This window comes from Lentzea aerocolonigenes, assembly GCF_000955955.1.
Classification (GTDB): Bacteria; Actinomycetota; Actinomycetes; order Mycobacteriales; family Pseudonocardiaceae; genus Lentzea; species Lentzea aerocolonigenes_A.
In genome coordinates this window covers 1-26,600 of the sequence record NZ_JYJG01000162.1, presented here as the reverse complement: position 1 = coordinate 26,600, position 26,600 = coordinate 1, and the positions used below count along the sequence as shown (strand labels likewise).

Annotated in this window: 21 protein-coding genes and 1 pseudogene; 11 read left to right on the top strand and 11 right to left on the bottom strand. The window is 68.4% G+C overall.

The genetic code is table 11. From position 1 onward, the window contains the following. Window positions 1-43 precede the first annotated feature (43 nt). The 3 genes from UK23_RS23240 to UK23_RS23230 are packed head-to-tail and all read left to right on the top strand — an operon-like array spanning window position 44 to window position 5,648. Window positions 44-4,783 carry an NACHT domain-containing protein gene (locus tag UK23_RS23240; RefSeq protein WP_045313721.1) on the top strand — a complete coding sequence of 1,580 codons (4,740 nt, stop codon included), beginning with the start codon at window positions 44-46 and terminating at the stop codon, window positions 4,781-4,783. Continuing rightward, complete coding sequence (locus tag UK23_RS23235) at window positions 4,780-5,031, top strand: hypothetical protein (RefSeq protein WP_045313720.1); 252 nt, start codon at window positions 4,780-4,782, stop codon at window positions 5,029-5,031. Before UK23_RS23240 ends, UK23_RS23235 begins: the two co-directional genes overlap by 4 nt. Before the next feature lie 59 nt (window positions 5,032-5,090). Next, the gene (locus tag UK23_RS23230) at window positions 5,091-5,648 is read left to right on the top strand and encodes a DUF4360 domain-containing protein (RefSeq protein ID WP_045313719.1); all 558 of its coding nucleotides are present in this window, start codon (window positions 5,091-5,093) and stop codon (window positions 5,646-5,648) included. On the opposite strand, the gene UK23_RS23225 is transcribed toward UK23_RS23230, so the two are convergent. Then, complete coding sequence (locus tag UK23_RS23225) at window positions 5,611-7,227, bottom strand: ribulokinase (protein WP_045313718.1); 1,617 nt, start codon at window positions 7,225-7,227, stop codon at window positions 5,611-5,613. The two genes, UK23_RS23230 and UK23_RS23225, sit on opposite strands and share 38 nt — an antisense overlap. Window positions 7,228-7,257: 30 nt before the next feature. Here UK23_RS23225 and rho point away from each other — a divergent pair. Further along, window positions 7,258-8,274 (top strand): annotated as a pseudogene (gene rho, locus UK23_RS23220) (transcription termination factor Rho); the annotation flags it as partial. Here rho and UK23_RS23215 read toward each other — a convergent pair. After that, window positions 8,255-9,751: an APC family permease gene (locus UK23_RS23215; RefSeq protein ID WP_052684958.1), complete on the bottom strand. Its 1,497-nt coding sequence runs from the start codon at window positions 9,749-9,751 to the stop codon at window positions 8,255-8,257. The pseudogene rho and the gene UK23_RS23215 overlap by 20 nt on opposite strands. A 90-nt stretch (window positions 9,752-9,841) precedes the next feature. On the opposite strand from UK23_RS23215, the gene UK23_RS23210 reads away from it, so the two are divergent. Next, window positions 9,842-10,972 (top strand): Glu/Leu/Phe/Val dehydrogenase dimerization domain-containing protein, encoded by a 1,131-nt coding sequence (locus tag UK23_RS23210; protein ID WP_045313716.1) that lies wholly within the window; start codon window positions 9,842-9,844, stop codon window positions 10,970-10,972. A gap of 3 nt (window positions 10,973-10,975) precedes the next feature. On the opposite strand, the gene UK23_RS23205 is transcribed toward UK23_RS23210, so the two are convergent. From UK23_RS23205 to UK23_RS23180, 6 genes are all read right to left on the bottom strand, one after another. Continuing rightward, a complete protein-coding gene (locus UK23_RS23205) occupies window positions 10,976-11,563 on the bottom strand; it encodes a hypothetical protein (protein WP_156213322.1) in 588 nt (195 codons plus the stop codon). A 39-nt stretch (window positions 11,564-11,602) separates the two neighbouring features. Beyond that, window positions 11,603-12,160 carry an EF-hand domain-containing protein gene (locus UK23_RS23200; protein ID WP_045313714.1) on the bottom strand — a complete coding sequence of 186 codons (558 nt, stop codon included), beginning with the start codon at window positions 12,158-12,160 and terminating at the stop codon, window positions 11,603-11,605. 16 nt (window positions 12,161-12,176) lie between these two features. Then, window positions 12,177-14,555 (bottom strand): ATP-binding cassette domain-containing protein, encoded by a 2,379-nt coding sequence (locus tag UK23_RS23195; protein WP_045313713.1) that lies wholly within the window; start codon window positions 14,553-14,555, stop codon window positions 12,177-12,179. A 52-nt stretch (window positions 14,556-14,607) separates the two neighbouring features. After that, complete coding sequence (locus UK23_RS23190) at window positions 14,608-15,324, bottom strand: GNAT family N-acetyltransferase (RefSeq protein WP_045313712.1); 717 nt, start codon at window positions 15,322-15,324, stop codon at window positions 14,608-14,610. Between the two features lies 1 nt (window position 15,325). Next, window positions 15,326-15,880 (bottom strand): EF-hand domain-containing protein, encoded by a 555-nt coding sequence (locus UK23_RS23185; protein WP_045313711.1) that lies wholly within the window; start codon window positions 15,878-15,880, stop codon window positions 15,326-15,328. 74 nt (window positions 15,881-15,954) lie between these two features. Further along, window positions 15,955-18,021 (bottom strand): DUF7507 domain-containing protein, encoded by a 2,067-nt coding sequence (locus UK23_RS23180; RefSeq protein ID WP_045313710.1) that lies wholly within the window; start codon window positions 18,019-18,021, stop codon window positions 15,955-15,957. 265 nt (window positions 18,022-18,286) lie between these two features. Here UK23_RS23180 and UK23_RS23175 point away from each other — a divergent pair, with 265 nt between their 5' ends. Both UK23_RS23175 and UK23_RS23170 read left to right on the top strand, forming a co-directional pair. After that, window positions 18,287-19,066, top strand: a complete 780-nt coding sequence (locus tag UK23_RS23175; protein WP_196777834.1) for a DUF4239 domain-containing protein — start codon at window positions 18,287-18,289, stop codon at window positions 19,064-19,066. Window positions 19,067-19,087: 21 nt separating this feature from the next. Further along, window positions 19,088-19,633, top strand: coding sequence for a hypothetical protein (locus tag UK23_RS23170; RefSeq protein WP_045313708.1), 546 nt, complete (start codon window positions 19,088-19,090; stop codon window positions 19,631-19,633). A 45-nt stretch (window positions 19,634-19,678) separates the two neighbouring features. On the opposite strand, the gene UK23_RS50505 is transcribed toward UK23_RS23170, so the two are convergent. Further along, window positions 19,679-19,873, bottom strand: coding sequence for a PspC domain-containing protein (locus UK23_RS50505; RefSeq protein ID WP_045313734.1), 195 nt, complete (start codon window positions 19,871-19,873; stop codon window positions 19,679-19,681). 134 nt (window positions 19,874-20,007) lie between these two features. Between UK23_RS50505 and UK23_RS51830 the strand changes: the two genes are divergently transcribed. Beyond that, window positions 20,008-21,264, top strand: a complete 1,257-nt coding sequence (locus tag UK23_RS51830; RefSeq protein ID WP_045313707.1) for a hypothetical protein — start codon at window positions 20,008-20,010, stop codon at window positions 21,262-21,264. On the opposite strand, the gene UK23_RS50485 is transcribed toward UK23_RS51830, so the two are convergent. Both UK23_RS50485 and UK23_RS23150 read right to left on the bottom strand, forming a co-directional pair. Next, window positions 21,168-21,773 (bottom strand): TetR/AcrR family transcriptional regulator, encoded by a 606-nt coding sequence (locus UK23_RS50485; RefSeq protein WP_082114896.1) that lies wholly within the window; start codon window positions 21,771-21,773, stop codon window positions 21,168-21,170. The genes UK23_RS51830 and UK23_RS50485 overlap by 97 nt on opposite strands. Window positions 21,774-21,800: 27 nt before the next feature. After that, window positions 21,801-23,177 carry a class I adenylate-forming enzyme family protein gene (locus UK23_RS23150; RefSeq protein WP_045313705.1) on the bottom strand — a complete coding sequence of 459 codons (1,377 nt, stop codon included), beginning with the start codon at window positions 23,175-23,177 and terminating at the stop codon, window positions 21,801-21,803. Between the two features lie 37 nt (window positions 23,178-23,214). Here UK23_RS23150 and lnt point away from each other — a divergent pair, with 37 nt between their 5' ends. The 3 genes from lnt (at window position 23,215) to UK23_RS23135 (ending at window position 26,528) form a co-directional block, all read left to right on the top strand. Further along, entirely contained in the window at window positions 23,215-24,762 is a 1,548-nt protein-coding gene (gene lnt, locus UK23_RS23145) for an apolipoprotein N-acyltransferase (RefSeq protein WP_082114902.1), read from the top strand. Continuing rightward, window positions 24,746-25,510, top strand: coding sequence for a polyprenol monophosphomannose synthase (locus UK23_RS23140; protein WP_045313704.1), 765 nt, complete (start codon window positions 24,746-24,748; stop codon window positions 25,508-25,510). Before lnt ends, UK23_RS23140 begins: the two co-directional genes overlap by 17 nt. A gap of 67 nt (window positions 25,511-25,577) precedes the next feature. Then, entirely contained in the window at window positions 25,578-26,528 is a 951-nt protein-coding gene (locus UK23_RS23135) for an aldo/keto reductase (protein ID WP_045313703.1), read from the top strand. Window positions 26,529-26,600 lie beyond the last annotated feature (72 nt).

Here is a 26,600-nt window from a genome sequence, read left to right as displayed (position 1 = left end):
ATTTGGCACGAAATGCACCGAGTGATCGTGAGACCATCCCCGGATGGCGGAGGATGAGCTCAGGTTCAGCATCCAAGCCCGCGGCTGGGCATCGGCCACGATCCTGCCGGCCGGGGTCAAGGACCTGATGTGGGCCCAGGAGCAGGCCGCGGACCTCCTGCCGTACCAGCTCCCCGGTGCCCGCAGGCCGACGCTCGGGACCGTCTACGTGCGCCAGGACATCGGCAACGACCTCGACGAGGCCCCGGCCGACCAGCCGCCTGCCCCGGCCTACGACGAGCACGGCCTGCTCGTCGACGCACCGGTCGCGCCGGTCGCGAGGGCGGTCGTGCGGCCACCCTCGAAGTCGGTCCGGTCGGCGCTCGACAACGACGACCACCTGGTGATCACCGGCGGCCCCGGCCAGGGAAAGTCGACCCTCACGCTCCGGCTCACCGCGGACATCGTCAGGGCCTGGTCCTGTACCGGCGAGGCCCCGATCGCGGAACCCGTGGTGCCCCTGCGCCTCCCCGCCCGGCTGCTCGCCACGCATCTGGGGCAGTCGATCTCCGAAACGCTCGCGACGAGCGCTTCCGCCGAATACGGCCGCTACCTGACCGGACCACTCGATCCCGCGCTGTTCGCCCGGCGCGTGTCCGGCCACCGCTGGCTGTTGCTGATCGACGCGCTGGACGAGGTCGCGGACACCGAAGCCCGCGCCGCGATCGTGCACACCCTGGCCGCTTGGGCGGGCAAGGACCCGTATCGCGTCGTCCTCACGACCAGGCCCGCGGAAGGCGGCGCGCTCTCCGCCCTGCAACGCGCCGGTGCGATGCGCTACGAGCTGCTGCCGTTCGACGAGGAGGGGCTGCGCCGGTTCGCCGGGTGCTGGTTCGGCGACGAGGACCAGACTCGCACGTTCCTGCACCAGATCCGCGACGCCCACCTCACCGAACTGGTCGCGGTACCGCTGCTGGCCACCATCGCCGCGATCGTCTTCGAACGGCACGGTGACCGGCCGCTGCCCGGCAACCAGTTCCAGCTCTACGAGTCGTACCTGGGATTCATCTCCTCTTCGCGCTCCACACCGCCGGCGTTCGAACGCCATCGCACCGCCCTGGTCGAAGTCCTGGGCCGCAGCAGGCGCCGCTCCGACGTCTCCCTGAGCACGGCCGTGCGGCGCTGGGTCGAGTGTCACCCCGGCGCGGGCACCGCCGACGAGCTGATCGACCACCTCACCGCCGCGGGACCGTTCGTCCAACGCGGCGGCGACCTCGCCTTCCTGCACCACAGCTTCGCCGAACACGTGGCGGCGACGGCAGAGGCCCGCGAACTGCCCGCCGAGTTCGACCCCAGGGACCCGGCCGTCGCCGAGCTGCTGCACGCGGCGAAGTCGTGGGAGGCGGGCCGTTTCGCCCGCGCGGTGCTCCTGCACTACACGCACCTGCACCCCGACCAGGCGGACGAGCTGCTGCGCCGGCTGCACGGCGGAACCTCGGAGCAGCACCTCATCGCCGCCCGGCTGCTCTGCAAGCACCTGCCCGCGAGCGCGCCGGTGGTCGACGAGTTCCTGACCACCGTGCGCGGCTGGGCGATGACCACCCAGTACCGCGCCGCGAACATCCTGGCCAGAACCAGCAGAGCCACTCATCACCCCGGACTGGCCGACTGGCTCGCCGACCTGTTCCACGACGAAGAGGCGCCCTGGGAGTCACGCGCGGAAGCCGCGACCGCGCTGGCGGTGCGGCTGCGCGACCGGCGTGCGAACGAGGCGATCGCGTTCCTGCGTGCGGGCGTCGAGAACGCCTCAGCTCCGGCAGAACATCGGCTGATCGCGGCGGAAGCCTTGGCGGACAGCGGATCCACCGCACGGGACGCGGCCGAACGCGGCCTGCGCTCTGTCCTCGGCGACCCGTACGCGACGGGGTCCGATCGCCGTGGTGCCGCCGTCGTGCTCGCGGCGTTCGGCGGCGAAGCCCGTGACCACGCGGTCGCCGCACTCCAACGGACCGTGTCCGATGTGGACACACCGGTCGCCGATCTGGTCGAAGCCGCACTGGGACTGATCGAGATCGGCCTGGAGTTCCACGAGCAGTGCGCGGAGATCTTCCTGTCCGTGCTGCGCGATCGGGCACACAGCGTGGAAGGCAGGAAGAAGGCAGCGGTGGGCTTGGCGTCGCTCGGTGACCCGCAGTCGGCGTCACAACTGCTGGAGAAAGTCGCCACCGACCGGAGGCTTCTCCCCAATCTGCGTGCCAACGGAGCGAACGCGCTGGCATCGCTCGGCCCGCGACAGCGTGTGGTCGCGGCGGAACTGGTCGCGACCCAGTGCGGCGGCGCACCCGCGGAACGCCAGTCGCTCACAGTCCACCTCAGCACGCTTTGTCCCAGGGACGTCGCGGCCGAGCACCTCAGGAGGATGCTCTCCGACCCGGCGGAGCAGTGGGGGAGCGTCATCTCGGCGGCGGGCGCGCTCGCGGAGCTGGGACCCGCGTTCCACGACGAGGCGGCCGGGCACCTCCGGTCGGTGCTCGCACACATCGGCCGGTCTCGCTACCTCTTCGTCTCCGCCCTGCGTGCGTTGGCGAGGCTGGGGGAGCCGCATCGCGCCGACGCGATCGCGCAGATCCGTGCGTCGATGGTAGATCTGGGCGTTGATCCGACGAACCGCTGTTACCTCGCGAGCCAGCTGATCCAATGTGGTCCTGAGTACCACGCCGAGGCCGTCGACGAGCTCCTGCTCATCGCGCGAGGCGAGCGGGACCCGGAGGTCGCCTTTCTGGCCTGGCAACAACTGCACTCGTACGGGCCGGCGTGGCGTGAGCAGGCGGGTGCGGAAATGCTCGCGATCGCGCGGGATCAGAACCTGCCCGTGCAGCTCCCCAGCCTGGGATCAGCCTTCTCCGGTGCCGACGTCACCCGGCGCGAGGCAGCCGCTGACGTGCTCACCACCTTGCTGCACGACGACGAACGGACGTTGCGCACACGGCTGCAGGCGTCGCAGGCACTCGTCTGGCTCGGCGGAGCGTTCCACCGCAGAGCAGTGGACGGCGTGGTCCGCCTGCTGCGCTCCGGGGCTGTTCTCGACACGCCGTTCGTGGCCAGGAAGTTCGCGTCGTCGGGGCCCGGCATACGCGCCTCGTTCGCCGAAGCGCTCCACGAGATCCTCGACGACAACGACCAGTCCCGTATCCAACCCGCTTTGGAGGCGCTCGACATCCTCGGCTGCGACGTGCCGGTTGGGGTGATGCGCCGGTACGTCGACGACCAGACGGCTGATCTCGACGACCGGGCGCGCGTGGCGCTGATGCTCACGAGGATCGACCGCACTTGGCTCCCCACCGCGGTGGACCGCGTGTTCGGCGCGTGTGGTGCCATGCCGTTGAGCACTTGGAGGGCGCTCGTCGACGATCTCGCCGCACTCGGAGCCGACGTGAGTGCCAGCCTGTGGGCGCTGGTCCGCGATCCCGATAGGGAATACCAGGAGGTCACCGCTGCCGCGTGTCTACTGGGCACACCTGCGCTCTCCTTGCTGCGCAAGCACGCCGAGTGTGAATGCGGCAGCTTCCTGGCACGGTCGAACGCCTACCTGAGCCTGGCGAACGAGCTGGATCCCTCCGCGCGGCAGGAGGCGGTCGACTTCCATCTGTCGGTCCTGAGGGACGCCGATGAGCAGGTCGTTGTCCGATGCGGTGCGGCAGAGGCGCTCGTAGAACTCGATCGCGTCCATCTGCCGACGATGATCGAGGTCCTCTGGAGGCTCGCGGAGAGCGTTCATCTGACAGTGGACGAGCGCGCTTTCGCCGCCATGGCACTGTCGAGAGTGGACACACCGGTGATACCGCGGCTGGTCGGGTTGATCGTCGCGCTGGCCCGTGATCCAGAGTTGGGAGATGCCATCGCCGGGTGGCTGGCCCGCACGTCGGTGTTACCGCGCAGGCTGCGAACGGAGGTCGAGCGGTTCCTGCTGGCCGACGGTTCGGTCTCGATGGCCCATCGTGGCCCACGGCCCGACATCTGGGACGACCTCCCTCTGCGGGCAGAGGCGGAGAAGGCGGTCCGTGAGGTGATCTCCGGCCCGGAGAGCTGGTCCAACGATCGCCGGGAGGCCGCGCTGGCCCTCGCCAGGCTGTCCGTGCGAACCGATCATGAAGCGCTCGATCTCCTGTTGACGCAGGGAACGACGACGGCGCTCGTGAAGGCCGCCGAGCTGGGCGCGTGGGCACGCGTGCACGGCGATGCGGCCGCGATCGTCCACGATGAAGCACGTCCGATGCGTGAACGCCGGAAGGCAGCGCTGCTCATCGGCGCCATCTCCGCCGAGCCGTCGGTGCACGACTTCCTCCTGGCCGATCGGGATGCGCCGTGGCGAATGCGCATCGACGAACTCCGTTACGCACGTGCGTTCGGTGAGCTTCGGGCGATCCGCGACAACCCGATGGCCATGCCCGCCCAAAGGTGGCGAGCCGTCGAGTTTCTGGGGGACCTCTCAGCGGACGACCGGACGGCCTGTGCCGCCGCACTCACCGCGATCTCGGCCGATCCCGCCGCCGTACCGGCGTTGCGCCGCCGCGCCGCCGCCGATCTCGCCAGCATGGGCGAACTGGGGCGAGCCCAGGCGAAGGCGGTGCTGGAGGCGATGGTCAGGGACGACGGCCTCGGAGTGAACCTGCGTCGTCTCGCCGCGGAGGACATCTGCTCGCGCTGGCCGACCAGGCGCGAGGCGATGTTCAAAGTGCTGCGGGAGTTGCTCCCGATCGCCCGGCCGTTGGACCTGTCTCTTATACACATCCGTCCGCGGTGATTCCCGAGTTGTCGGCCATCGCGGACGATGCCGGGTTCGGCCCGCTGGTCCGGTTGAAGGCGGCGCAGCGGTTGCTCTGGCTGCGACGTGATCTGCGCAGCCGCGCTGTGCTGGTGGCTCACGAGGTCGCTTTCGACGAGAAAACTCCTCGGCATGTGCGGGTGATCGCGGCCGGTTGTGTCGCCGAGTGGAGTGACGAGTGCCGCGAAGAGGCGCGGGCGTTGATCCTCAAGCTGCGCGGTCGCTGAGCCGTTCGCGTGATTGCGCGGCTCGATAGGTTCTCCCACAACGATGTGAGGAGGCCTCGATGCTGGCGGCGGCGATGGCGTTGGTGGCTGTGGCGGTGGTTCCACCTGGACCGGTCACCGTCGAGGTGGTGAGCGTGGGCGGCACGGGATGTCCGCAGGGGACGACGAACGTGGCGATGTCGGAGGACAACGAGGCGTTCACGGTGACCTACAGCGACTTCTTGGTGCAGGCCAAGGGGAGTGAGGCCAAGAAGAGTTGCACGATCGAGCTCGAGCTCAACCACGCGGACGGCTATGCGTACGGGATCGCGGCCACGGACTACCGCGGGTTCGCCAGCCTGGAGCAGGGTGCGAAAGGCACCGCGCGCAACAGTTACCACTTCCCGGGGTTTCCTACGCGGCACAGCATGCACACATATCAGGGGCCGATGAGTGATAACTGGCAGGTGACGGACAAACCTGACTCGGTGGCTCACGGGCCGTGCAAGGACAAGAAGCCGTTGAGCATCGAGACCGAGCTGAAAGTCACCGGCAAGCGGAACGTGAGCTTCATGACGATGGACTCGACGGATTCGAGTGTCAGCACGACGTATCGCCTGCAGTGGAAGAAGTGTTGAAGGAGCGCAGGCGGTGCATGACGGAGTTGCCGCCGCGGCCGAAGTGGTCGTGCAGCATCATGTATTCGGCGTACAGGCGGGTGTAGCCGGAAACCCTCGCGGGGTCGGGGGAGTAGACGTCGCGGCGCACTGAACCCATTGCCGCGGAAGCATCCTGGATCGACGGGTACGCCCCGGCGGCGACGGCTCCGTGGATCGCGGCACCCAGGGCGGCGCCTTCCGCGGAGCCGATCAGGGACACCGGCATGCCCAGGACGTCGGCGTAGATCTGCATGAGCACGGGGTTCTGCGTCAGGCCGCCCGCTGCCACGAACGACTCCACCGGCAGGCCCGCCTCGCGGAACGCCGTGACGATCGTGCGCGTGCCGAACGCGGTGGCTTCCATGAGCGCGCGATACACGTCCTCAGCGCGGGTGGCGAGGGTCTGACCCAGCACGAGGCCGGACAGTGCATGGTCGACCAGGAGAGAGCGGTTGCCGTCGTTCCAGTCGAGGGCGACCAGTCCGTGCGAGCCGACCGGGCGGCCGTCCCCGAGGCGCGACAGCAGCGTGTGGACCGAGATTCCCTCGGAGGCGGCGGTGGCGGAATAAGACGCGGGCACCTGGTGTTCCACGTACCAGGCGAGGATCGAACCGGCGCCGCTCTGGCCCGCCTCGTAGCCCCAGTGGCCAGGCACGATGCCGCCGTCCACGACACCGCACATGCCGGGTACGGGACGCAGCGAAGAGCCCACCATCATGTGGCAGGTCGAGGTGCCCATCACGGCCACCAACCGGCCGGGCGAAGCAGCTCCAGCAGCCGCAACGGTGGCGTGCGCGTCGATGACCCCGCACGCGACCGGAGTGCCCTCCCGAAGTCCCGTCAGCGCAGCGCCCGAAGCGGACAGGCCGCCGACCCGCGTGCCCAACGGCACGATCGGCGCGTCGAGCTTCTGAGCTGCGAAGGAACCGAAATCCGGGTGCAACTGCGCCAAAAGGGCTGGCGACGGGTAGCCGGACTGGTACAGTCCCTTGTAACCGGCGGTGCACGCGTTGCGCACATAGGTTCCGGTCAGCTGCCAGACGATCCAGTCCGCGGCTTCCGCCCAGTGTCCCATGCTGGCGTACACATCAGGTGCCTCTTCGAGCACCTGCAGCGCTTTGGGGAACTCCCACTCCGCTGAGGTCAGTCCTCCGTACATCTCCATCCACTGCTCTGACGCGAAAACGGCGTTGAAGCGCGCGGCCTGCGAAGAAGCCGCGTGGTGGCGCCAGAGTTTCGCCAGGGCGTGCGGGGACGAGGACTGCAGCGGTGTGCCGTCCGCCAGCACCGGAAGCACGGTGCTGGCGGTGAAGTCGGTGCCGATGCCGATCACGTCCGAGGGGGACGCGCCGGCCTCGCGCAACGCCAAAGGCACTGCTCGCAAGGCATCCAGGTAGTCCGAAGGCACCTGGAGCGCCCACTGCGGCTCGGGTTCCAGCACGCCGTGCGCGTAGTCCACGGCAGCGCTGCCCAGCTCGGCCCCGTCCGAGACGCGGACCACCACGGCCCGCGCCGACAGGGTGCCGAAGTCGATCCCCACCACCAACACTTTCCACACCCTCCCGAAAGGACGGACACCATGCACATCGGTGTTCTCGACATCCGAAACAACAAGGCCTTCCTCGTCGACGGTCCAGTCGTACCGCAAAACCTCGTCAAGCAACACGATCTGCGGCGAGGTGACCAGATCTCGGGCGAAGCCCACGAGGACAAGCTGGTCAGCGTCGACACCGTCAACGGGCGCAAGCCGCACAACAGGCCCAGGTTCGCGGACCTGACGCCGCTCTACCCCAACGAAAGGCTGCGGCTCGAGCACGACCCCGACGAGCTCACCAGCCGCACGATCGACCTGGTCATGCCCGTCGGCAAGGGCCAGCGCGCGCTCATCGTGGCGCCGCCCAAGGCCGGCAAGACGATCGTGCTGCAGCAGATCGCGCAGGCGATCGCCAAGAACAACCCCGAAGTCCACCTGATCGTCGCGCTGATCGGCGAGCGGCCAGAAGAGGTCACCGACATGCGCACCACGATCCCCGGCGAGATGTTCACCTCGACCTTCGACGAGCACCCCCGCGAGCACATCCGGGTCGCGGAACTGGCCGTGGAGCGTGCCAAGCGGCTCGTCGAGGACGGCCAGGACGTCGTGATCCTGCTCGACTCCGTCACACGCCTCGGCCGTGCCTACAACCTCGCCGCACCGAACGGCGGCCGCACCCTCAGCGGTGGCATCGACTCCGGCGCCATCACGCCGCCCAAGCAGTTCCTCGGCGCCGCCCGCAACATCGAGGAAGGCGGCTCACTCACGATCTTCGCCACCGCGCTCGTCGAGACCGGCTCGCTGGCCGACACGGTGATCTTCGAGGAGCTCAAGAGCACCGGCAACGCCGAGCTGAAGCTCGACCGCAAGGCCGCGCAGAAGCGTGTCTACCCCGCGATCGACCTCCACCAGTCCAGCACCCGCAAGGCGGAACTCCTGGTGAGCCCACAGGAACTGGCCATCACGGACACGATGCGCCGGGCCATGGCGGACCGCGAGATCGACGTGCTTCTCGAAGGACTGCGCAAGACCCGGAGCAACGCGGAGTTCCTCATGCAGATGTCGAAGTGAAGTCCCGGTGCAGCTCTCGGTCCAGCGCCCGCGTAGGCGCACCCAGCGCGTAGAACAGCAACCCGATGCCGACCACGATCAGCAACGGAACGACCTGCGACAACGTGTAGGCGGTCCGCTCACCCTCGAACGCCGACGGCAGCTCCAGCGGCCAGATCAGCACGACCACGGTGAACGCCACCAGCCCGGTCGTCAGAACCGTTGTCAGCAAGGCGAAAGGCGCGCGGAACGGCCGCGGTGCAGCAGGGAGGCGTCGCCTCAGCACCAGCATCGACGGGAACGTCAGCAGGTAGCTGATGAACGTCGTCGAGATCACCAGCGCGAGCCCGGCGGTGAAGTACTTCTCGGAGTTGCCGCCCGTCAGGTTCAACGCCGTCACCAGCACGACGGAGGCCAGCAGTCCGGAAAGGACGTTCACCCGCAACGGTGTGCCGTGCCGGGCGGAAAGCCGTCCCAGGTAAGCAGGTCCGGCCCCGTCGGCACACGCCACCGCCTGCGCCCGGTGCGCGCCGATCGCCCACGAGACACCGGACGTCAGCACACCGATGATCAACCCGGCCGCACACACGGTTCCCAGCACCGCGCCCGCACCGGTCAGTGTCACGGTCCCATCAGGCGAGACCGAGCCGCCGTACACGGTCAGCACCTGCTTGGCGGCATCGATGAACCCGCCCAGCCCCTGAATGCGATCAGCCGGCACCACCAGCAGGATTCCCAGAATCGGCCCGCCGTACAACAGGAACGACGCGATGCCCGCCCGCAGGATCGCGAACGGCACGGTCTTCTGCGGATCGGTCATCTCCTCCGTCGCGGCCGAGGGCAGCTCGAACCCGACGTAGTTGAAGATCAGCACGGGCACCAGCGCCACGAACCCGGCCCACGTCGGCACGAAGTCCCCGCCGGACAACGGTTGCACGCCGTTCTTGACGGCGTAGACGACGACCGACAGCGTGAAGAAGCCCAGCAGCACGATCCGCGCGATCGCACCCGCGATGGGCACCCACTTGCCGATCCGCAACGACGTGGCGACGGCGAGGACGCCGATCCAGACGAACGCCAGCCCCGCGACGTGCTTGCCGACGAGTCCGAGCGGGAGGAAGAACTTCTCGAACGTCGTCACCGCGATGATCGCCAGCGTGCCGCCCATCCACAGCGGGTTGGACAGCCAGTACAGCACCTGGTTCACGCCGGCCGCCATCCGGCCGAACGCGAGCTTGGTCCACACGTAGGGCCCGCCCTCGACCGGGAACGCCGTGCCCAGCTCGGTGGTCAGGAACCCGTACGGCAGGAAGAACACCACCGCCAGGATCACCATCCAGACGAGGCCCTGTGGCCCGTTGGCGGCGACGCTGCCGATCGTGTCCAGGCCGACGAGGGTGCAGAGCAGGTAGAACGTCACGTCCACCCGGCGGAGTGACTTGCGCAGGTGTGTTCGTTCGCTGAGCCAGTTGCCGCTGAGAGGCTGTACCTCGCTCACGGGCCCTCCAGGTGATTAACTGAGTCGTCAGTCAGTTATAAGGTGGACCATGTGACCGCGGTCATACGCTGAAGTCAAGGGGTGTAGGCGATGAGTTATCTCCAGGTCACCTGGACCGATCCGGCCACGGGCGCGCGCGGCTACCTCGTCATCGATCGACTCGTGCGCGGTGTCAGCAGCGGCGGGCTCAGGATGCGTGCCGGCTGCACGCTCGACGAAGTGCGCGGACTCGCCGAGGGAATGACCGCCAAGGAAGCCCTCAACTACGACCCCGACGCGCGCTACGTGCCGCTCGGGGGCGCGAAGGGCGGCATCGACTTCGATCCGTACGACCCGCGGGCAGAAGAGGTGCTCACGGCGTACCTGTTCGCCATGTCCCCCTACATCGAGCGGTTCTGGACGATGGGGGAGGACCTCGGGCTGCGGCAGTCCACGATCGACACCGCCATCGAGAAGATCGGCCTGCAGTCGTCGATCCAGGCCGTCTACCCGTTGCTGGACGACGAGCAGAAGGCCCGCCAACGGCTCGCGGACGCCTTCGCGGTCGACGTCGACGGCGTGAGCCTGGACGAGCTCGTCGGCGGTTACGGCGTCGCGGAGGCCGCGCTGGCCGGCATCGAGCGCCTGAACCTCCGGAACCCCACGGCCGTGATCCAGGGCTTCGGCTCGATGGGCGGCGCCACGGCCCGTTACCTCGCCAGGGCGGGCGTCAAGATCGTCGGGCTCGCTGATGTCCACGGTGTGGTAGCCAACCCCGCCGGGCTCGACGTGGAAACCCTTTTGCTGTCCCGGGATTCGCACGGCGGGATCGACCGCACCGAGTTGCGGCCGGACGACCTGCGGCTCGACCGCGACAAGTGGCTCGACGTCGAGGCGGACGTGCTCGTCCCGGCCGCCACCAGCTACGCGATCAACGCGGACAACGCGGCATCGGTGCGCGCCAAGCTGATCGTGGAAGCCGCCAACATGCCGGTGACCGCGGAAGCCGAAGCCCTGATCACCGCGTTGATCATCCCGGACGTCGTCGCGAACTCCGCCACGAACTCCTGGTGGTGGTGGACGTTGTTCGGCGACATCGAGGCCACCGCGGAGTCGGCGTTCGCGAAGATCGGCACGAACATGCGCAGGCTCGTCGCGAAGATCGTCGACGCCGAGTCGCCGCGCAAGGCCGCCGCCGAGATCGCGGCAGCGGCGGTGCGGGAGATCGAGCAGCGGTTCTAGCCCCTACCTCGGCTCCACGTACGGGCGGAGCTGAGCGACCACCTCACGCGCGTCCGCATGTCCGATGATCTTCACCTCGTCCTCGTGCCCCGGCTCGTAGCTGACCACCGACGGGCAGGTGTACTGCGTGCCGGGAAGGTCGAACCGCCCCAGCGGTTTCTTGGTCGCCGCCTCGTAGACCACGTACGTGGAGGTCGTGCGGAAGACGGGGATGCGGCCGAGCTTCCCGGAGTCGTCGGGGCAGCTGGTGGCGTTGTACTGCAACGAGTGCGTGTACTCGCACACCACCAGCTGCGCCTTGTCCCGGTACTCCCACTCCGGTACCTGCTGCTGTCCGAACAGATAGGAGACGTTGTGGCCGTCGGAGACGAGGATGGTCGGACGCGGACCTGACGCGGAGAGCGGCTCGGTGCGACCGTCCAGTTGCGACGACTCCAGCACGGCGCCACCCCGGTCGGTGGGGCAGAACGCGGCAGGTTCGGGTTCGTCCTTGCCAGAGGCCAGCACGATCAGCGTCACGGAGATGCCGACGATCGCCAGCACGGCCACGCCCATGACTGTCGCCAGCACGATGCCGCCCGTACGGTTCATGCCGGGCAGGGTCGCACGGGCCGCTTACCCGGCGCTGACTCAGCCGAGCGGGCCGAACAGCCAGGCTCCCGGACCGTCCAGGTCCTCCGAGAAGTAGTACGCCCTGATCGCGGCCAGCAGGTCATCGGTGCCGATCAGGCCATCGCCGTCGTGGTCGAGCCGCGCGTGGATGACCCGCGCGTCGGCCGGGGGCAGGTTCATCAGCGCCCCCGACCACCGCACGTACTCGTCCACGCCGAGCTGGCCGTCGCCGTCCTGGTCGGCGACGGCCATCAACGCGTCGAGGAACGGCAGATAGCTGTCGTCGAACGACTCCGGCCGCTCCAGCAGCCGCCGGGTGAAGGCCAGCTTGTACTCGGTGAGGCTGATCTGGCCGTCGTCGTTCGTGTCCGTCATGGCGGAGAGGTGGTCCCACACACCCAGCAGGTGCTCGTGGAACCGCCTCGCCCGGCGGTCGTCGTCGCTCAGGCCGAACGCCGCGGTGGTCCGTGACCCGGCCCGTTCGAAGTCCGAGCGCTGGATGAACCCGTCCTGGTCGCTGTCGTAGGTCTCGAACCTGCGGGTGAGCTTGCGGTCCAGGAACGCCGTGATGTCCATACCACTTAGTACCCTGTCAGCGCTTCCTCCGACGAGCCGGGGCGCCCACGTAGTCCGCCAGGTGCTCGCCGGTCAGCGTCGACCGGTCGGCCACCAGGTCGGCGGGCGTGCCCTCGAACACGATCTTGCCGCCGTCGTGACCAGCGCCGGGACCGAGGTCGATGATCCAGTCGGCGTGCGCCATCACGGCCTGGTGGTGCTCGATCACGATCACGGACTTGCCCGAGTCGACCAGCCTGTCCAGCAACCCCAGCAGCTGCTCGACGTCGGCCAGGTGCAGGCCCGTGGTCGGCTCGTCCAGGACGTAGATGCCGCCCTTGTCCGCCATGTGCGTGGCCAGCTTCAACCGCTGCCGCTCACCGCCGGACAACGTGGTCAGCGGCTGACCCAGCGAGAGGTAGCCCAGGCCGACGTCCGCCAGCCGCGCCAGGATCGCGTGTGCCGCAGGGGTTTTGGCCTCACCGGAGCCGAAGAACTCCACGGCCTCGGCCACCGGCATCGCCAGCACCTCGGAGATGTCCTTGCCACCGAACTTGAACTCCAGCACGGCCTGGTCGAAACGCTTGCCCTCACACACATCGCACGGCGACTCGATGGTCGCCATGATGCCGAGGTCGGTGAACACCACGCCCGCGCCGTTGCAGTTCGGGCACGCGCCCTCGGAGTTCGCGCTGAACAGGGCGGGCTTCACGCCGTTGGCCTTGGCGAACGCCTTGCGGATCGGCTCGAGCAGCCCGGTGTAGGTCGCGGGGTTGGACCGCCGCGAACCCTTGATCGGCGTCTGGTCGACCACGATCGCGCCGGAGTCCTTCGGCATCGACTGGTGGATCAGCGACGACTTGCCGGAGCCCGCCACACCCGTGACGACCGTCAGCACGCCCAGCGGAATGTCGACGTCGACGTCACGCAGGTTGTTCTTGGCAGCGCCCCGAATTTCGAGCACGCCCGACGCCGAACGCACCGACGACTTCAACGACGACCGGTCGTCCAGATGGCGCCCGGTCACCGTGTCGCTCTTGCGCAGCCCGGCCAGCGTGCCCTCGAAGCAGATCGTGCCGCCATTGCGGCCGGCGCCGGGACCGAGGTCGACGACGTGGTCCGCGATCGCGATCGTCTCCGGCTTGTGCTCGACGACGAGCACGGTGTTCCCCTTGTCCCGCAACCGGAGCAGCAGGTTGTTCATGCGCTCGATGTCGTGCGGGTGCAGCCCGATCGTCGGCTCGTCGAACACGTACGTCACGTCGGTCAGCGCGGATCCGAGGTGCCGGATCATCTTCACGCGCTGCGCCTCACCACCGGACAGCGTCCCAGCAGGACGGTTCAGCGACAGGTACCCGAGGCCGATCTCGACGAACGAGTCCAGCGTGTGCACGAGCTTGTCCACCAGCGGTGCGACGGACTTGTCCTTCAGGCCGCGCATCCAGTCGGCGAGATCGCTGATCTGCATGTCGCACAGGTCCGCGATCGACACGCCCTTGATCTTGGACGACCGCGCGGCCTCGGTGAGCCGCGTGCCGGAGCACTCCGGGCAGACACCGAACGTCGCGGCGCGGTCCACGAAAGCGCGGATGTGCGGCTGCAGCGCCTCGCGGTCCTTCGACAGCATCGACTTCTGCAGCTTCGGGATCAGGCCCTCGTAGGTCAGGTTGATGCCGTTGACCTTGACCTTCACCGGGTCCTTGTACAGGAAGTCGTGCAGCTCCCGCTTGGTGTACTTGCGGATCGGCTTGGCCGGGTCGAGGAAGCCGGACTGCGCGAAGACCTGCACGGTCCACTGGTTGTCGACGCTGTAGCCGGGCACCTTGATCGCGCCTTCCTGGATCGACTTCGACTCGTCGTAGACCTCGGTGAGGTCGATGTCGGAGATCTGGCCGCGGCCTTCACAGCGCGGGCACATGCCGCCGGTGATGGAGAACTCGCGGCGCTCCTTGACCTTCTGGCCGCCCTTCTCGATCACGACCGCACCCGCGCCGGAGATCGAGGCGACGTTGAACGAGAACGCCTGCGGGCCACCGATGTGCGGCGTGCCGAGTCTGCTGAACAGGATCCGCAGCATCGCGTTCACGTCGGTCGCGGTGCCGACGGTCGAGCGCGGGTCGGCGCCCATCCGCTGCTGGTCGACCAGGATCGCGGTGGTGATGCCCTCCAGCAGGTACACCTCCGGGCGCGGCAGGGTCGGCATGAAGCCCTGGATGAACGCGCTGTAGGTCTCGTTGATCAGCCGCTGCGACTCGGCGGCGATCGTGCCGAACACCAGCGAGCTCTTGCCGGAGCCGGACACGCCGGTGAAGACCGTCAGGCGCCGCTTCGGGATCTCGACGTCGACGTCTTTGAGGTTGTTCACGCGCGCGCCCTGCACGCGGATCAGGTCGTGGGTGTCGGCTTCATGCGTCATGGCGGAAAACCTAACTCCGCGACCCTGCCCGTGCTTCTTGATTCGTGATTGCTTACCCGCGAATCCGGTAGTGGTAGGTGCAGACCTCGCGGAACCCCGTGCGTTCGTAGAGCCGGAACGCGGACGTGTTCGCCTTCTCCATCTGCAGATATAAGTGGTTCGCCTCGCGCGCGGCCGCCCATGAGGCCAGTGCGGCGAGCACGGACCGTGCGGCGCCCTGACCTCGTGCGTGGGGCAACGTCGCCATGCCGAACACCCCGGCCCAGCCCTCCTCGGCCACCGCCCGCCCCACCGCCACGACCTGGCCGTCGACTTCGGCATATGCGTAGGCACTCGGGTGCTCGACCCGGCTGAGCAGGTCGCGTTCGGCGCTGACGTCGCGCGTGGTCACCGCCTGCCACGCCGTGAGCCACTCGTCGGTCGGCCGCGCGCTCACCTCACCGGCATCCGCGCGCGCCTGCCTGATGACCTCCGCCGTGGAGGCGATCTGCAACGACATGTCGTGGCCCCGTGCGTAGCCCCGCCCGTCCAGCAGCGCGTCGAGACCCTCGCCGCACACCCCCGGCGTGATCTGGAACCGCGCCCCGGACCCGCGTTCGGCGCAGAACTCCTCGGCCTGCACGACCCGGTCCTCGCGGTCGTGCGGCAGCACCGCGCTCACCCACCAGGCGTCGCCGGGGGAGTGCCGCAGCCACCAGCCACCCGCTTCTTCGACGTGCGCGGCCGGCTGGGCGCGCGCCGCGTACTCCTGCAGCGTCTTCAGCAGCACGTCAGTCCAGCGAGCCCAGCAGCCAGTTGCCGGCCTCCGCGGGGTCCTCCGAGAAGTAGAACTCCCGGATCGCCTCCAGCAACGCCCTGGTGGACAGCAGCCCGTCGTCGTCCGAGAGCAGGTCGTGGATGCCGCGCGCGTCGGCCTCCGACAGGTTCAGCAGCGCGCCCGTCCACGTGACGTGCTCCTGCAGCGTCAGCTTGCCGTCGCCGTCCTCGTCCGCGATCGCCATGATCGCGTCCAGGAAGGGTGTGTAGCCGTCGTCGAACGACTCCGGCGTCTCCAGCAACCCGTTCGCGAACGCCTTCTTGTACTCCTCCAGGCTGATCCGCCCGTTGTGGTCCTGGTCCGTCACGGAGTGCAGCTGGTCCCACAGCCCGGCCAGCATGGCGTGGAACCGGACCGCCTTCGGGTCGTCGCCGGACAACCCGAAAGCCTTCGTGGTGCGCTCGCCCGCCTGTGTGAAGTCGTCCCGCCCGATGAACCCGTCGCCGTCGGAGTCGTAGGTCCGGAACCGGCGGGCCAGCTTGCGGTCCAGGAAGGCGGTGATCTCCATGAGGTTCTTCTACCGCATTGCGGGCCGCAGGAACACGGCTGTGTTCAGTCCGGAATTGCAAACGTTTTCAGGCTTTACCGCTTCCCCAAGCCGGAAAACGCGCTCGCGACGATCACCATGCCGATCACGGCGATTACCGCGGCAACGCCACCGGCCGCCGGTTTCGACACCTGCTGAACGTGCGCGACCGGCCGTGGAGGGGCCAGTTCGTCAGGTTGCGAATGCGCTTGTCGCGGCTCCGGGGGCAGTGGTGCGTTTATCGAGTCGACCCGGACCAGCGCGCTTTCCGCGATCGCCGCACCCGCTCCGGCACCCGTCGCCGTCAACCGGGAATTCACCGGCGCGGCCACGAGGCACGTGTAGGTGAGGCGTTGGTTCGGCCCCAGTTCCGGGAACGTCCGGCGGCACACGGCGGGCTCGCCGTCGACCTGGACGTCCTTGACCGGCCAGTCGGACGGGTTCCCGACCGTGATCGTGACCGTGACGAGCTCGCCGTCCCCGGCCCGGTCCTTCGACCACAAGGCGGTGATCGTCAGCCTCGGATAGATGACCCTGACCTGCACGGACGCGCTGGCGTCGACCTTGCCGCCGATCTTGTCGGTGGCGGTGACCGTGGACGTGAGGGTGCCGGTCTCGTCGCCTGCCGGGGCAGTGCACTCGACCGTGGCGGTGGCGCCGGGGTCGAGCTGGCGTTGCATCGGGGTGCAGCCGTTGGCGGCCGTGCGCGCGTTGAGGTCGAACAACGCGGTGTCACCGGCGTTCGTGACAGTTGTTGAGAACTTGATTACTTGTCCGGGGAGTGCGGTCATCGGTTCGGTTGTTGTTGTCGCACGCAATGCCGGATGGAGCACGTCGACCTTTGCCGACTTCTGGATGACAAGCGGGTCACCGGCGAGGCTGGTGCCGTTTGCGGTGACCGTGGTCTGGTAGTCGTCCTCGGCTGCTTGTGCGGTGCAGGTGCGGGTCGTTTTGGCGTGTGGGGCAATTGTGCCGATTTTCTGGCCGCACACGGACACGTCGGCCGCCGGAGCGTCACCGGTGTTGGTGACGATGGCGGTTTGCGACACGTTGTCCTTCGGGTGAGCCGCCGGTTGTTCCGGGTCGATCGCCAAGGTGAGTTCGGGCAGCGGGAACGACCAGGCGATGTTCTGCACGAGGAACGCGTCCTCTGCCCTCCTGAACGTCAGCTCGGCGCTCTTGGAGCCGGGTTCGAGGACGTCCTCGCCGATCGTGATCGTGCGGGCGTCGACGCTCATGTTGTTGGGGGTCGCGGCGCCCTGGGCCTGCGAGACGAACGCGTTGCGGCCGCCGATCGAGGTGTCGCCGACCAGCAGCTGGTCGCCGTCGGTGGCCCAGTCGCCCTCGTAGGCGGTGAACCCCAGGCGGAGGAACCCGCCCGCGGGGTGCGTCGGGGCGATCGGGGTGCTCAGGACCGGGCGTTCGGTGGTGAGGCGGACGTGGCCGCCGTGCACTGAGACGTGGCGCTTCGCCGGTGCTTGAGCGGTGGCGTTGGGGAACTTCCAGACGACCGTCAGGGACCAGCCGCCGAAGCAGTCGAAGCCCTGGGGCGTCCAGATGCCGCCGACGGTGACGGTGCCCGGCCTCGCGGCTCTGGTGACGTCGGCTTCGGCGCTGTAGAAGGCGTTGTCGGTGTGCGCCAGGCTGTCCTGTTCGTCGACGGCGAACCGGTCGGGGGTGATCTTGGCGCCGTTGAAGGTGACCGGGTCCTGGGGTTTGCCGGGTGGGTCGGTGGCGCCGTGGCAGGTCGCGTCGCCCGCCCAGCCGAGCTTGGCGTAGGCGATGGTCGCGCCGGCGGGGATGGTGAGCTGGGCGCTGGACGAGTTGAACGTGCTGGAGTCGTTGTCGGTGTCGGTCCACGACATGCGATGGCCGTTGTTCTGCGCTCCTGGCCCGTGACCCTCGCGGTTCAGCGCGTCCACACAGGACTGCGGCGGGTACTTGGGGTTCGGCCCGGCCTGCTCGGGTGTGGGGCAGGTAAGGACGCTGTTGCCGATGACCGTGACGTCCCCGTACACCGCCTCGTCGAACTGGGTGTGCCACACCTCGGCTGCCGCGACCGGTGGACCGGGGGCGAGCAGCGGAACCAGCAGGACGACGGCGATGAGGATCGGTACGCGCATGCGACGCCTTCCCGGTCGGGGTCGGCGCACAGGTTGACACGCTTCTGACGGCTTGTCACCGCTCGTTGATCACGGCCTCCTCACTCTCCGTTGAGGACGGTCGGGTCGCGGTTCTCCTATTCGTGTCCAACGGATTCTTGTTAACGCTCCCATGTGGACCAGCGGTGTGCTTGATCAACGCCGGTTGCTCTTGACGGGCGGGTGAAACCGCCGAGAAGCGTGGTGTTGGTGGTCAAACGGTGTCCGCTGTGGGGAGATGGAGGCCATGTGGACCGCGCCAGTCATCGTCGTCGCGTCGGTGGTCGTCACCATCGCCGCCTGTCTCCTGTTCGGCCGCTCCCGCGCACACGACCAGGCCGACGACCGCGACGCCGACTCGCGTGGGTTTTTGGGGGCGGTGATCTCCGGCCTGTTCATCGTCGCGCTGGCGTTCTACACGGTGATCGTGTGGGAGGACAACGGCACCGCGGAGGACAACGCCGCCCGCGAGGCCGCCGCCGTCGCCGACGCCTACTGGCAAACCGGCGTGATGCCGCAGCCGCAACGTGATCACATCCGCTCGCTGCTCGTCGAGTACCCGAAACTGGTGGCGGACAAGGAATGGCCCCGTCTGGCTTTCGGTGAGTCCGACGAGCGGACGACCTCGACGCTGAACTCGCTGCACACCGAGATCCTGTCGCTGCCCTCCACTCCGGACCAGGGGAAGTCGGCGCGGGAACGGGTTTTGGAGCGGCTGCGGGAGATCACGGACCTGCGGCGGGACCGGCTGGATCAGGCCGGCGGGCTCGACAACATGGGCAAGCTGACGCTGATCGCCACGATCGTCGGGGCCATCGGCATGATCGTGTTCCCGTTGCTCATCGGGTTCACGGCACGGGCGCGGCACGTCGTGCAGATGTCGGTCACCGCAGCTGTGCTCGGGTTCGTGTGCGCGTTGTGCTTGGGGATGACGCATCCGTTCAACGGGGTGTTGCGGGTGCAGCCGGAAGCCTTCACGAGCGTCACGGAGGAGCTCGCGGGTATTCCGGCTGAGCAGGGCGGATGAGGTCCCTGAGATGATCCCCGCATGTGGGGACGCAGGAGCGCGGCGCGGCGGCTGGCCGAGTCGGCGGGGTTCAGCTGGAAGAACATCGGTGACCAGAGCGAGTTGAGTGTCGCGAAGATGGCGGCGTACGTGGCCGCGAACCGGGCGATGCCCGACGACGTGCTGCCGACGGTGGGGCGGGTCGCGGAGAAGCTGGCCGCCGAGGAAGCGAACTACGAACTCGTGGTGGCGCTGGTCGAGGACCTGCAGAACCTCGTCTCACACGGCTTGGGGCACTTGCGCACGGCCGAGGAAGTCCGGTCGGTGCTCGGACCGCAGTGCCTCGTCGTGTGGGAGGCCGTGGAGAAGTTCTGGGCGAGGGTCGCCGAGTGGCGCCGGGGCACCGGTGAGCCGCTGCGGTCCAGTGCGGACATCCTGTCCGTCGAGAACGAACAGCTGCGCGCGACGTTGTGGACCTCGAACAGGAGCCTGGGCGACGACACCCGTGTCGGCACGGCGGAAGCGCTCCGGTACGAGAAGGCGGGCGGCATCGAGATTCCTGGCTACCGCGAGCTGCTGGCTCCGTGACGCGAGCCGCCCACCCCGCGGGATGGGCGGCGTTCTCGCGGTCGATCAGTAGCCGCGGTCGGGCATGATCACCCAGAGCACGAGGTAGACGACGAACTGCGGTCCGGGCAGAAGGCAGGACAGCAGGAACAGAAGGCGCACCGTGCCGGCCTTCATGCCCCAGCGCTGGGCGAGCCCCGCGCAGACACCCGCGATCATCCGGTTGGTCCTGGGCCTGCTCAAAGCAACTGTCGTGGTCATATACCGAGAATGCCCGCGATAGTCCATCTGTTGCATCGGGGATGAACCCTGATTTCACCCGGACGTGTTACAGCAGGTAACCCCGAGGCTCTGACCTGCGACTCCACGGTTGTCCCGAACCTTGGGGAGGCGAGATGCGCGTTGATCTCCTCGTCGACACGGTGCTCATCGCGGTCTACGCGCCGTTGCTGTGGCACGCCTGGCAGTGGCTCCGCGCGAAGGAACGAACAGCCCCGCCGTCACCGCTCAGAAGCCTCACGCTCGCGGACAGCCCGTACCCGCGGGCGGTGCCGATCGCGGTGCTGGCGGTGGCGCACCTCGCGCACAACCCGGTGAGCTTCCTCGCGCTCGGGTTCCTGGCGCTCGTGGCCGTGGAGTCCGCGTGGCGCAACCGGGAGCGGTGGGTGGGTCAGCACCTGTGGGCGTTGGGGCGTCTCCGGGTTCCCGCGGCGACAGTCGTGCTCACCGCCGCGATCCTGCTGTTCGGCGACACGAGATCGCTCAGGCAGCCCGGGGTCGGGCTGGCGATGTGGATCGCCGCGCTCGCGACGGGTGCCAGCGTCTGGTTCGTCGCGCGCAGGCTGGTGCTGACCTCGTGGCCGCAGAAGACCTGGCGGAGCGCCCGGCCCGAGCTCGGATCCCTGATCCGGCTCGGGCTGTGCGTGCTCGTGGGTGCGGTCGGGTGGATCTACGGGCCGCGCCAGCTCACCGGGTACGCGGTGGTGCTCGGGCTCGTCGTGCTGCTCGGCCTCGTGTGGGTGGTGTGGGAGTTGGAGGACACCGAGGCCGCGAAGAGCAAGCTCGGTGAGGCGGACCGGATCCGGGCGAGATCAGCGATGAGGCCGAGCGCGCAGCAGCGGCCCGCGGTCATGCGGATGGCGCGCGCACTCGCCATCACACCACTCACAGCTCTGGGTATCGCCTACCTGCCGATGGCTTACGAACCGGACGGTGTCCTGACGGCGATGCGGGTGCTGGTGCTCACGACCGTCGCGATCCTGTTCGGCGACTGGCTGATGGCGCGCAGCTCCAAAGGTGCCGAGCACGCGCCGCACCACTGGTGGTTCACCGCCGGGATCGTCCTCGTGTCGGTGACGAGCCTTGTCGCCGTGGGAACGATCGGGCGGACGCTGCCGCTCGCCGTGGTGTTCCTGATGTTCTGCGGGCTGCTGCTGAGCGAGGCGCAGCGGTTCGCGGAGACCGTGCCGGTGCCGAAAGGGTTGCTGTTCCTGGGTTTCACGCGCACGCCGGTGGCGTTGCTGATCGTGTTGTGCGTGCTGGCCAGCGGGCTGGGCTACCCGACGGACGCGGTGGAGAGCTGGTCGACGAACCTCAGGCAGGTGGTGCGCATGGCGTCCACCGTCATGGCCTTCGAGCCCGCCAGCACCTGAAGCGCCAGCCCGTCCAGCATGCTGACCAGCATGTTCGCCAGCTCGACCGGGTCGCCGGGCGAGTGGATGTCGCCGGAGCGCTGGCCGTCGCGGAAGATGCTCGCCACGATGTCGCGCCACTCGCCGTAGAAGCGCTCGTTGAGCTCCTGCAGCTCGGGGTTGCGGATGGCCTCGACCCAGAGCTCGGCCCAGACCTTCCACGCCTCGACGGTCTCCGCGCCCTCCGGCAGGTACGACTCGACGACCATGCGCAGCCGGGACAGCGGCGGCTCGTCGGACTCGAGGATCCAGCGGCGGCGGCTCACCGAGAGTTCGAAGCAGTGCTCGAACGCGGCGTCGGTCAGCTCGCGCTTGGTCTCGAAGTAGTAGTGGACCGTGCCGCCGGACACGCCGGCGTCCTTGGCCACGTCGGACACCCGGAGGTGGCGGAAGCCCTCTGCCGCGATCACCTTGCAGGTGGACGCGAGGATCTGCGCCTTGCGTTCGGCTTCCACGCTTGGACGGGGCATCCGTCACCTCCTGGTTTGCTCCGAACCTTACCGAAACAGGGAACGAAGCTTGCGCTTGTCGACCTTTCCGACCTTCGTCAAGGGCAGCTGGGGCACGATCGTGAGGCCCCTGGGCTGGTAAAGCTCACCCAGTTCGGCCACCACCGAATCGCGAATGCTGTCGAAATCGACATCTCGGTCCGTCACGAGGAACACGTGGACCGCTTCGCCGAGTGCCTCGTCCGGCTGCGCGACCGCCGCTGCCTGCCGGATTCCCGGGAGCGTGACGAGGAAGTCGTCGAGCAGGCGCGAGTAGACGTTGTCCGAGGTCCGGCCGGTGACGATCACGTCCTTGCTGCGGTCGTTGAGGTACAGGTAGCCGTCGTCGTCGAAGTAGCCCATGTCGCCGGTGTTGAACCAGCCGTCGCTCGCCTCCTGCAGCGTCGGCTCACCCCAGTAGCCCTCCATGACGAACGGGCCGCGCACCCACACGTCGCCGTCGCGGGTCTCGACCTCCATCAGCGGGTTCTTCTTGCCGACCGTGCGCAACGTCGTCTCGTTGGCCAGGTCGACCTCGGCGGCGGGCATCATCGTGATGGCGTGGGCCTCGGTCATGCCGTAGCCCTGGTTGATCACAGGACCCCACTTCTCGATCGCCTGGCGCAGCCGCTTCGGAGCGAGCGGGGAGCCTCCGACGATCACGTGGAACTGCGGGCCGGGGCACTCCGGGTGGTCGAGGACCTCGTACATCATCGGCGGCACGAAGATCGTCATGTTGATCTGCTCCTCGCGGGCGAGGCGCACGAACGTGTCCGCGTCGAACTTCGACGGGCCCAGCACCAGCTTCGACCCGGTGAGCAGCGCGGTCATCGTCGCGCCGGCACCGCTGCCGTGGGTGATGAGTGTGTTGGACAGCATGTTCATCGGGGGCATGTTGGCGCGCGTCTCCCACAGCGCGGTCCGGCCGGAGCGGTGCACCGCGAGCTTCGGCAGCCCGGTCGTGCCGCCGGTGTACATGACGGTCGCGTACTCCGGTTCCGGCACGCGTTCGACGGGGTCGCCGGGGAGGTCTTGGAGGTGCCAGCCGTCGAGCTGCGTGCCGAACGACGGGTCGACCACGACCGCGGCCACCTCCGCCTTCTTGATCAACGCTTCGAGCTCGCTGCGGCCCGGTTCCGGTGGCACGTAGACGAGACGGCCGCCCAGCAGATGGACGGCCAGGTTCAGCAGGACGGCTTCCGGGGTGTTCCCGACGTACACCGCCACGCCGTCGCCAGGCTTGATGCCGCGCTGGACGAGCCCGTCGGCGAGGCGGAACAGCAGGTCACGGGCTTGGGCGCGGGTGAGTCTGGTGTCGCCGCCGACGATGGCGTCGCGTTCGTCGTCTGTGGACAGTCGTTGCAACACAAGATCGACGTAGGTCATACGACCTGTGTACTCCCGGTACTCGTACGCTGTTCGGGTGGTTGCACCCCCGATCGCGCCGGAATCGTCGGAATTGCCCGCGCGCAGGCGAAAACTGACCCTGCCGCTGCTGCTGCGCGTGGCACTCGCCGTCGCCGGCGGTGTGCTGGTCTACCTGAGCTTTCCGCCCCGTCCGCTGTGGTTCCTCGCGCCGGTCGGGTTCGCGCTGCTCGCCCATGTGATCTACGACAGGCGGGCGCGCGCCGGGTTCGGTTACGGGCTGCTGTTCGGGCTCGGGTTCATGGTGCCGCTGCTGCGCTGGACCGGGGAGTTCGTCGGGCTGATCGCGTGGCTGCCGCTCGCGCTGGCGTGTGCGTTGATGATCTCGATCGGCACGACGGCGATGTCAGCGATCTCGCGGGTGCCCGGCTGGCCGTTGTGGGCCGCGTGCCTGTGGGTGGCGGACGAGGCGTTGCGCGGCGTGTTCCCGTTCGGCGGCTTCACCTGGGGCAAGATCGCGTTCGGGCAGCCGGAGGGGTGGTTCCTGCCGCTCGCGTCGCTCGGCGGGGCGCCGCTGGTGTCGTTCGCGGTGGTGTTGACCGGTTTCGGGCTGTTCTGGGTCTTCAAGAACTGGAAGCTCGGGGCGCCGCTGTTCGTGGTGCCGCTGGTGATCGGGTTCGTGGTGCCGGTCGGGGTGGACGCCTCCGCCGGGACCGTGACGGTCGCCGCGATCCAGGGCAACGTGCCGCGAGCCGGGCTCGACTTCAACTCGCAGCGCCGCGCCGTGCTCGACAACCACGCGAAGAAGACCGTGGAACTGGCCGCGGACGTCGCGGCGGGCAAGGTGAAGCAGCCGGACATCGTCATCTGGCCGGAGAACTCGTCCGACATCGACCCGTTCCGCAACGCCGACGCCGCCGCCGTGATCGACGCGGCCGCGAAGGCGATCAAGGCGCCGATCGCGGTGGGTGCCGTGGTGGTCGACCGGGGTGACGGGCTGCCGCGCAACCAGGTGGTGCTGTGGGACCCGGAGAAGGGGCCGACGGACACCTACACCAAGCGGAAGCTGCAGCCGTTCGGCGAGACGATGCCGATGCGCTCGTTCTTCCGGCTGTTCGCCTCCGAGGTGGACCGGGCGGGTGTGTTCCAGGCCGGTTCGGACCCGGACGGTTTCGTCATGGGGCCCGCGAAGGTCGCACTTGACACATGTTACGAAGTGGCGTTCGACTCAGTGGTCCGCGACTCGGTGAAGGCCGGCGCGACGATCATCGCGATCCCGACGAACAACGCCACGTTCGGCCTCACGGAGATGACCTACCAGCAGCTTTCCATGTCACGGGTGCGTGCCGTGGAGCACGGCCGGGCGGTGGTCGTGGCGGCCACCTCGGGGGTCAGCGCGATCGTCGGGCCGGACGGTTCCGTCACTCAAAAGACTGGCCTCTTCGTGCCAGACGCCCTGGTCGCGACACTGCCACTCAGGTCACAGACTACGCTGGCGACTTGGCTAGGAGCCTGGCCCGAGTGGGTGCTGACCGCTGCGGGCCTTGTGGCGTTGGCGCTGGGCTTCACACGACGACGGAAGGACTCGAATGGCGCAGCAGCCTGACCAGGAACTCGGGCAGGTGCTGGTGGTGATCCCGACGTACAACGAGCGGGACAACATCGGAAAGATCGTCAAGAGACTGCACACGGCACTGCCCGACGTGCACGTGCTGGTGGTCGACGACGGCAGCCCCGATGGCACCGGCCAGCTGGCCGACGAGATGGCCGCCGCCGACGACCGCGTCCACGTGATGCACCGCACCGAGAAGGCCGGCCTGGGCGCCGCGTACGTCGCGGGCTTCCAGTGGGCGCTCGACCGCGAGTACGGCGTCATCTGCGAGATGGACGCCGACGGCTCGCACGCCCCGGAGCAGCTGCACCGGCTGCTGGACGCGCTGCCGTCCGCGGACCTCGTGCTGGGCTCGCGCTGGGTGCCGGGCGGCGAGGTCGTGAACTGGCCGGCGAAGCGCAAGTTCCTGTCGCTGGGCGGCTCGCTGTACTCGCGGCTGGCGCTGGGCGCCTCGATCCGGGACATGACGGGCGGCTACCGGGCGTTCCGCGCGGACACCCTGCGCAAGCTGAACCTCGTCTCGGTCGCCTCCGCCGGCTACTGCTTCCAGATCGACCTGCTGTGGCGGACCCTGGAGCTCGGCTTCCGCGTGCGCGAGGTGCCGATCACGTTCCTGGAGCGCGAGTTCGGCGAGTCGAAGATGAGCGGCAACATCGTCCGCGAGGCGCTGATCCGCGTGACGAAGTGGGGCCTGCGCCGCCGGGGCAACCAGGTGAAGGCGCTGTTCTCCGGTAAGAAGTAGTTCCACCCCGTCCCGGACCGTCTGCAACGGAGGGTCCGGGACGGATCGCGTTCTCTGGGGAGATGACGTGGAACAGCTTTCGATATCAGGTGTCGGCGTGAGCGCGTTGTGCCTGGGCACGATGTACTTCGGCACGACCGTGGACGAGGAGCGGGCGTTCGCCGTGCTCGACCGGTTCGTCGAGGCGGGCGGCACGTTCATCGACACCGCCAACACCTACTCGTTCTGGGTGGACGGCGGCACCGGCGTGGAGAGCGAGGAGCTGCTGGGCCGGTGGCTCACCTCCCGCGGCATCCGCGATGAGCTCGTGCTGGCCACCAAGGTCGGCGCGCTGCCCGATCCGCCGGGTGCGGCGTGGCCGGAGCACGCGGAGGGGTTGTCGCGTGAGGTCGTGCGTGCGCAGCTCACGGCCAGCATGCGGCGCCTCGGCACCGACCACCTCGACGTGTACTACGCGCACATCGAAGACCGCCGCACGCCGTTGCACGACACCGTGGCCACATTCGGGGAGTTGGTGACCGACGGCCTGGTGCGGGCCACCGGTCTCAGCAACCACGCGGCGTGGCGCGTCGCCGCGGCACGGGAGATCGCTCGGGCCCGAGGAGTTCCGGGGTTCACCGCGGTCCAGCAGCGGCACACCTATCTGCGGCCGCGGCCGGGCGCGGAGTTCGGCGCGAATCCGCACATCAGCGACGAGATGCTGGACTACGCGCGCACGGAGTCCGACGTGACCGTGCTCGGCTATTCGGTGCTGTTGTCCGGCGCGTACACCCGTGCCGACCGGCCGTTGCCAGAGCAGTACGACCACGAGGACAGCAGGCGGCGGCTGGAAGTGCTGGCCGAGGTGGCTGCCGAACTGGGCGCGACGCCGAACCAGGTCGTCCTCGCGTGGCTGCTGGGCGGCGACCCGCCAGTGCTGCCGATCCTCGGCGTGAGCTCGGTGAGCCAGCTCGACGAGTGCCTCGGCGCGCTCGACCTCGTGCTGGACGACGAGCAGCGGAAACGCCTCGACGCCTGATTGGCCGGTCCGGCGGTTGCGAGCGCAACCACCTGCCCGCAGTGTTGACGCCATGGGCTTTTTTTTTTTTTT

Bases quoted from the DNA above. Each gene is read 5' to 3' on its own strand.
- UK23_RS23205 (WP_156213322.1), bottom strand. From the start codon at position 11,563: ATGAACCGTACGGGCGGCATCGTGCTGGCGACAGTCATGGGCGTGGCC.
- UK23_RS50485 (WP_082114896.1), bottom strand. From the start codon at position 21,773: ATGCCCCGTCCAAGCGTGGAAGCCGAACGCAAGGCGCAGATCCTCGCG.
- UK23_RS23185 (WP_045313711.1), bottom strand. From the start codon at position 15,880: ATGGAGATCACCGCCTTCCTGGACCGCAAGCTGGCCCGCCGGTTCCGG.
- UK23_RS50505 (WP_045313734.1), bottom strand. From the start codon at position 19,873: ATGACCACGACAGTTGCTTTGAGCAGGCCCAGGACCAACCGGATGATC.
- UK23_RS23140 (WP_045313704.1), top strand. From the start codon at position 24,746: ATGGCGCAGCAGCCTGACCAGGAACTCGGGCAGGTGCTGGTGGTGATC.
- UK23_RS23180 (WP_045313710.1), bottom strand. From the start codon at position 18,021: ATGCGCGTACCGATCCTCATCGCCGTCGTCCTGCTGGTTCCGCTGCTC.
- UK23_RS23170 (WP_045313708.1), top strand. From the start codon at position 19,088: ATGTGGGGACGCAGGAGCGCGGCGCGGCGGCTGGCCGAGTCGGCGGGG.
- UK23_RS23195 (WP_045313713.1), bottom strand. From the start codon at position 14,555: ATGACGCATGAAGCCGACACCCACGACCTGATCCGCGTGCAGGGCGCG.
- UK23_RS23240 (WP_045313721.1), top strand. From the start codon at position 44: ATGGCGGAGGATGAGCTCAGGTTCAGCATCCAAGCCCGCGGCTGGGCA.
- UK23_RS23200 (WP_045313714.1), bottom strand. From the start codon at position 12,160: ATGGACATCACGGCGTTCCTGGACCGCAAGCTCACCCGCAGGTTCGAG.
- UK23_RS51830 (WP_045313707.1), top strand. From the start codon at position 20,008: ATGCGCGTTGATCTCCTCGTCGACACGGTGCTCATCGCGGTCTACGCG.
- UK23_RS23175 (WP_196777834.1), top strand. From the start codon at position 18,287: ATGTGGACCGCGCCAGTCATCGTCGTCGCGTCGGTGGTCGTCACCATC.
- UK23_RS23210 (WP_045313716.1), top strand. From the start codon at position 9,842: ATGAGTTATCTCCAGGTCACCTGGACCGATCCGGCCACGGGCGCGCGC.
- UK23_RS23230 (WP_045313719.1), top strand. From the start codon at position 5,091: ATGCTGGCGGCGGCGATGGCGTTGGTGGCTGTGGCGGTGGTTCCACCT.
- UK23_RS23150 (WP_045313705.1), bottom strand. From the start codon at position 23,177: ATGACCTACGTCGATCTTGTGTTGCAACGACTGTCCACAGACGACGAA.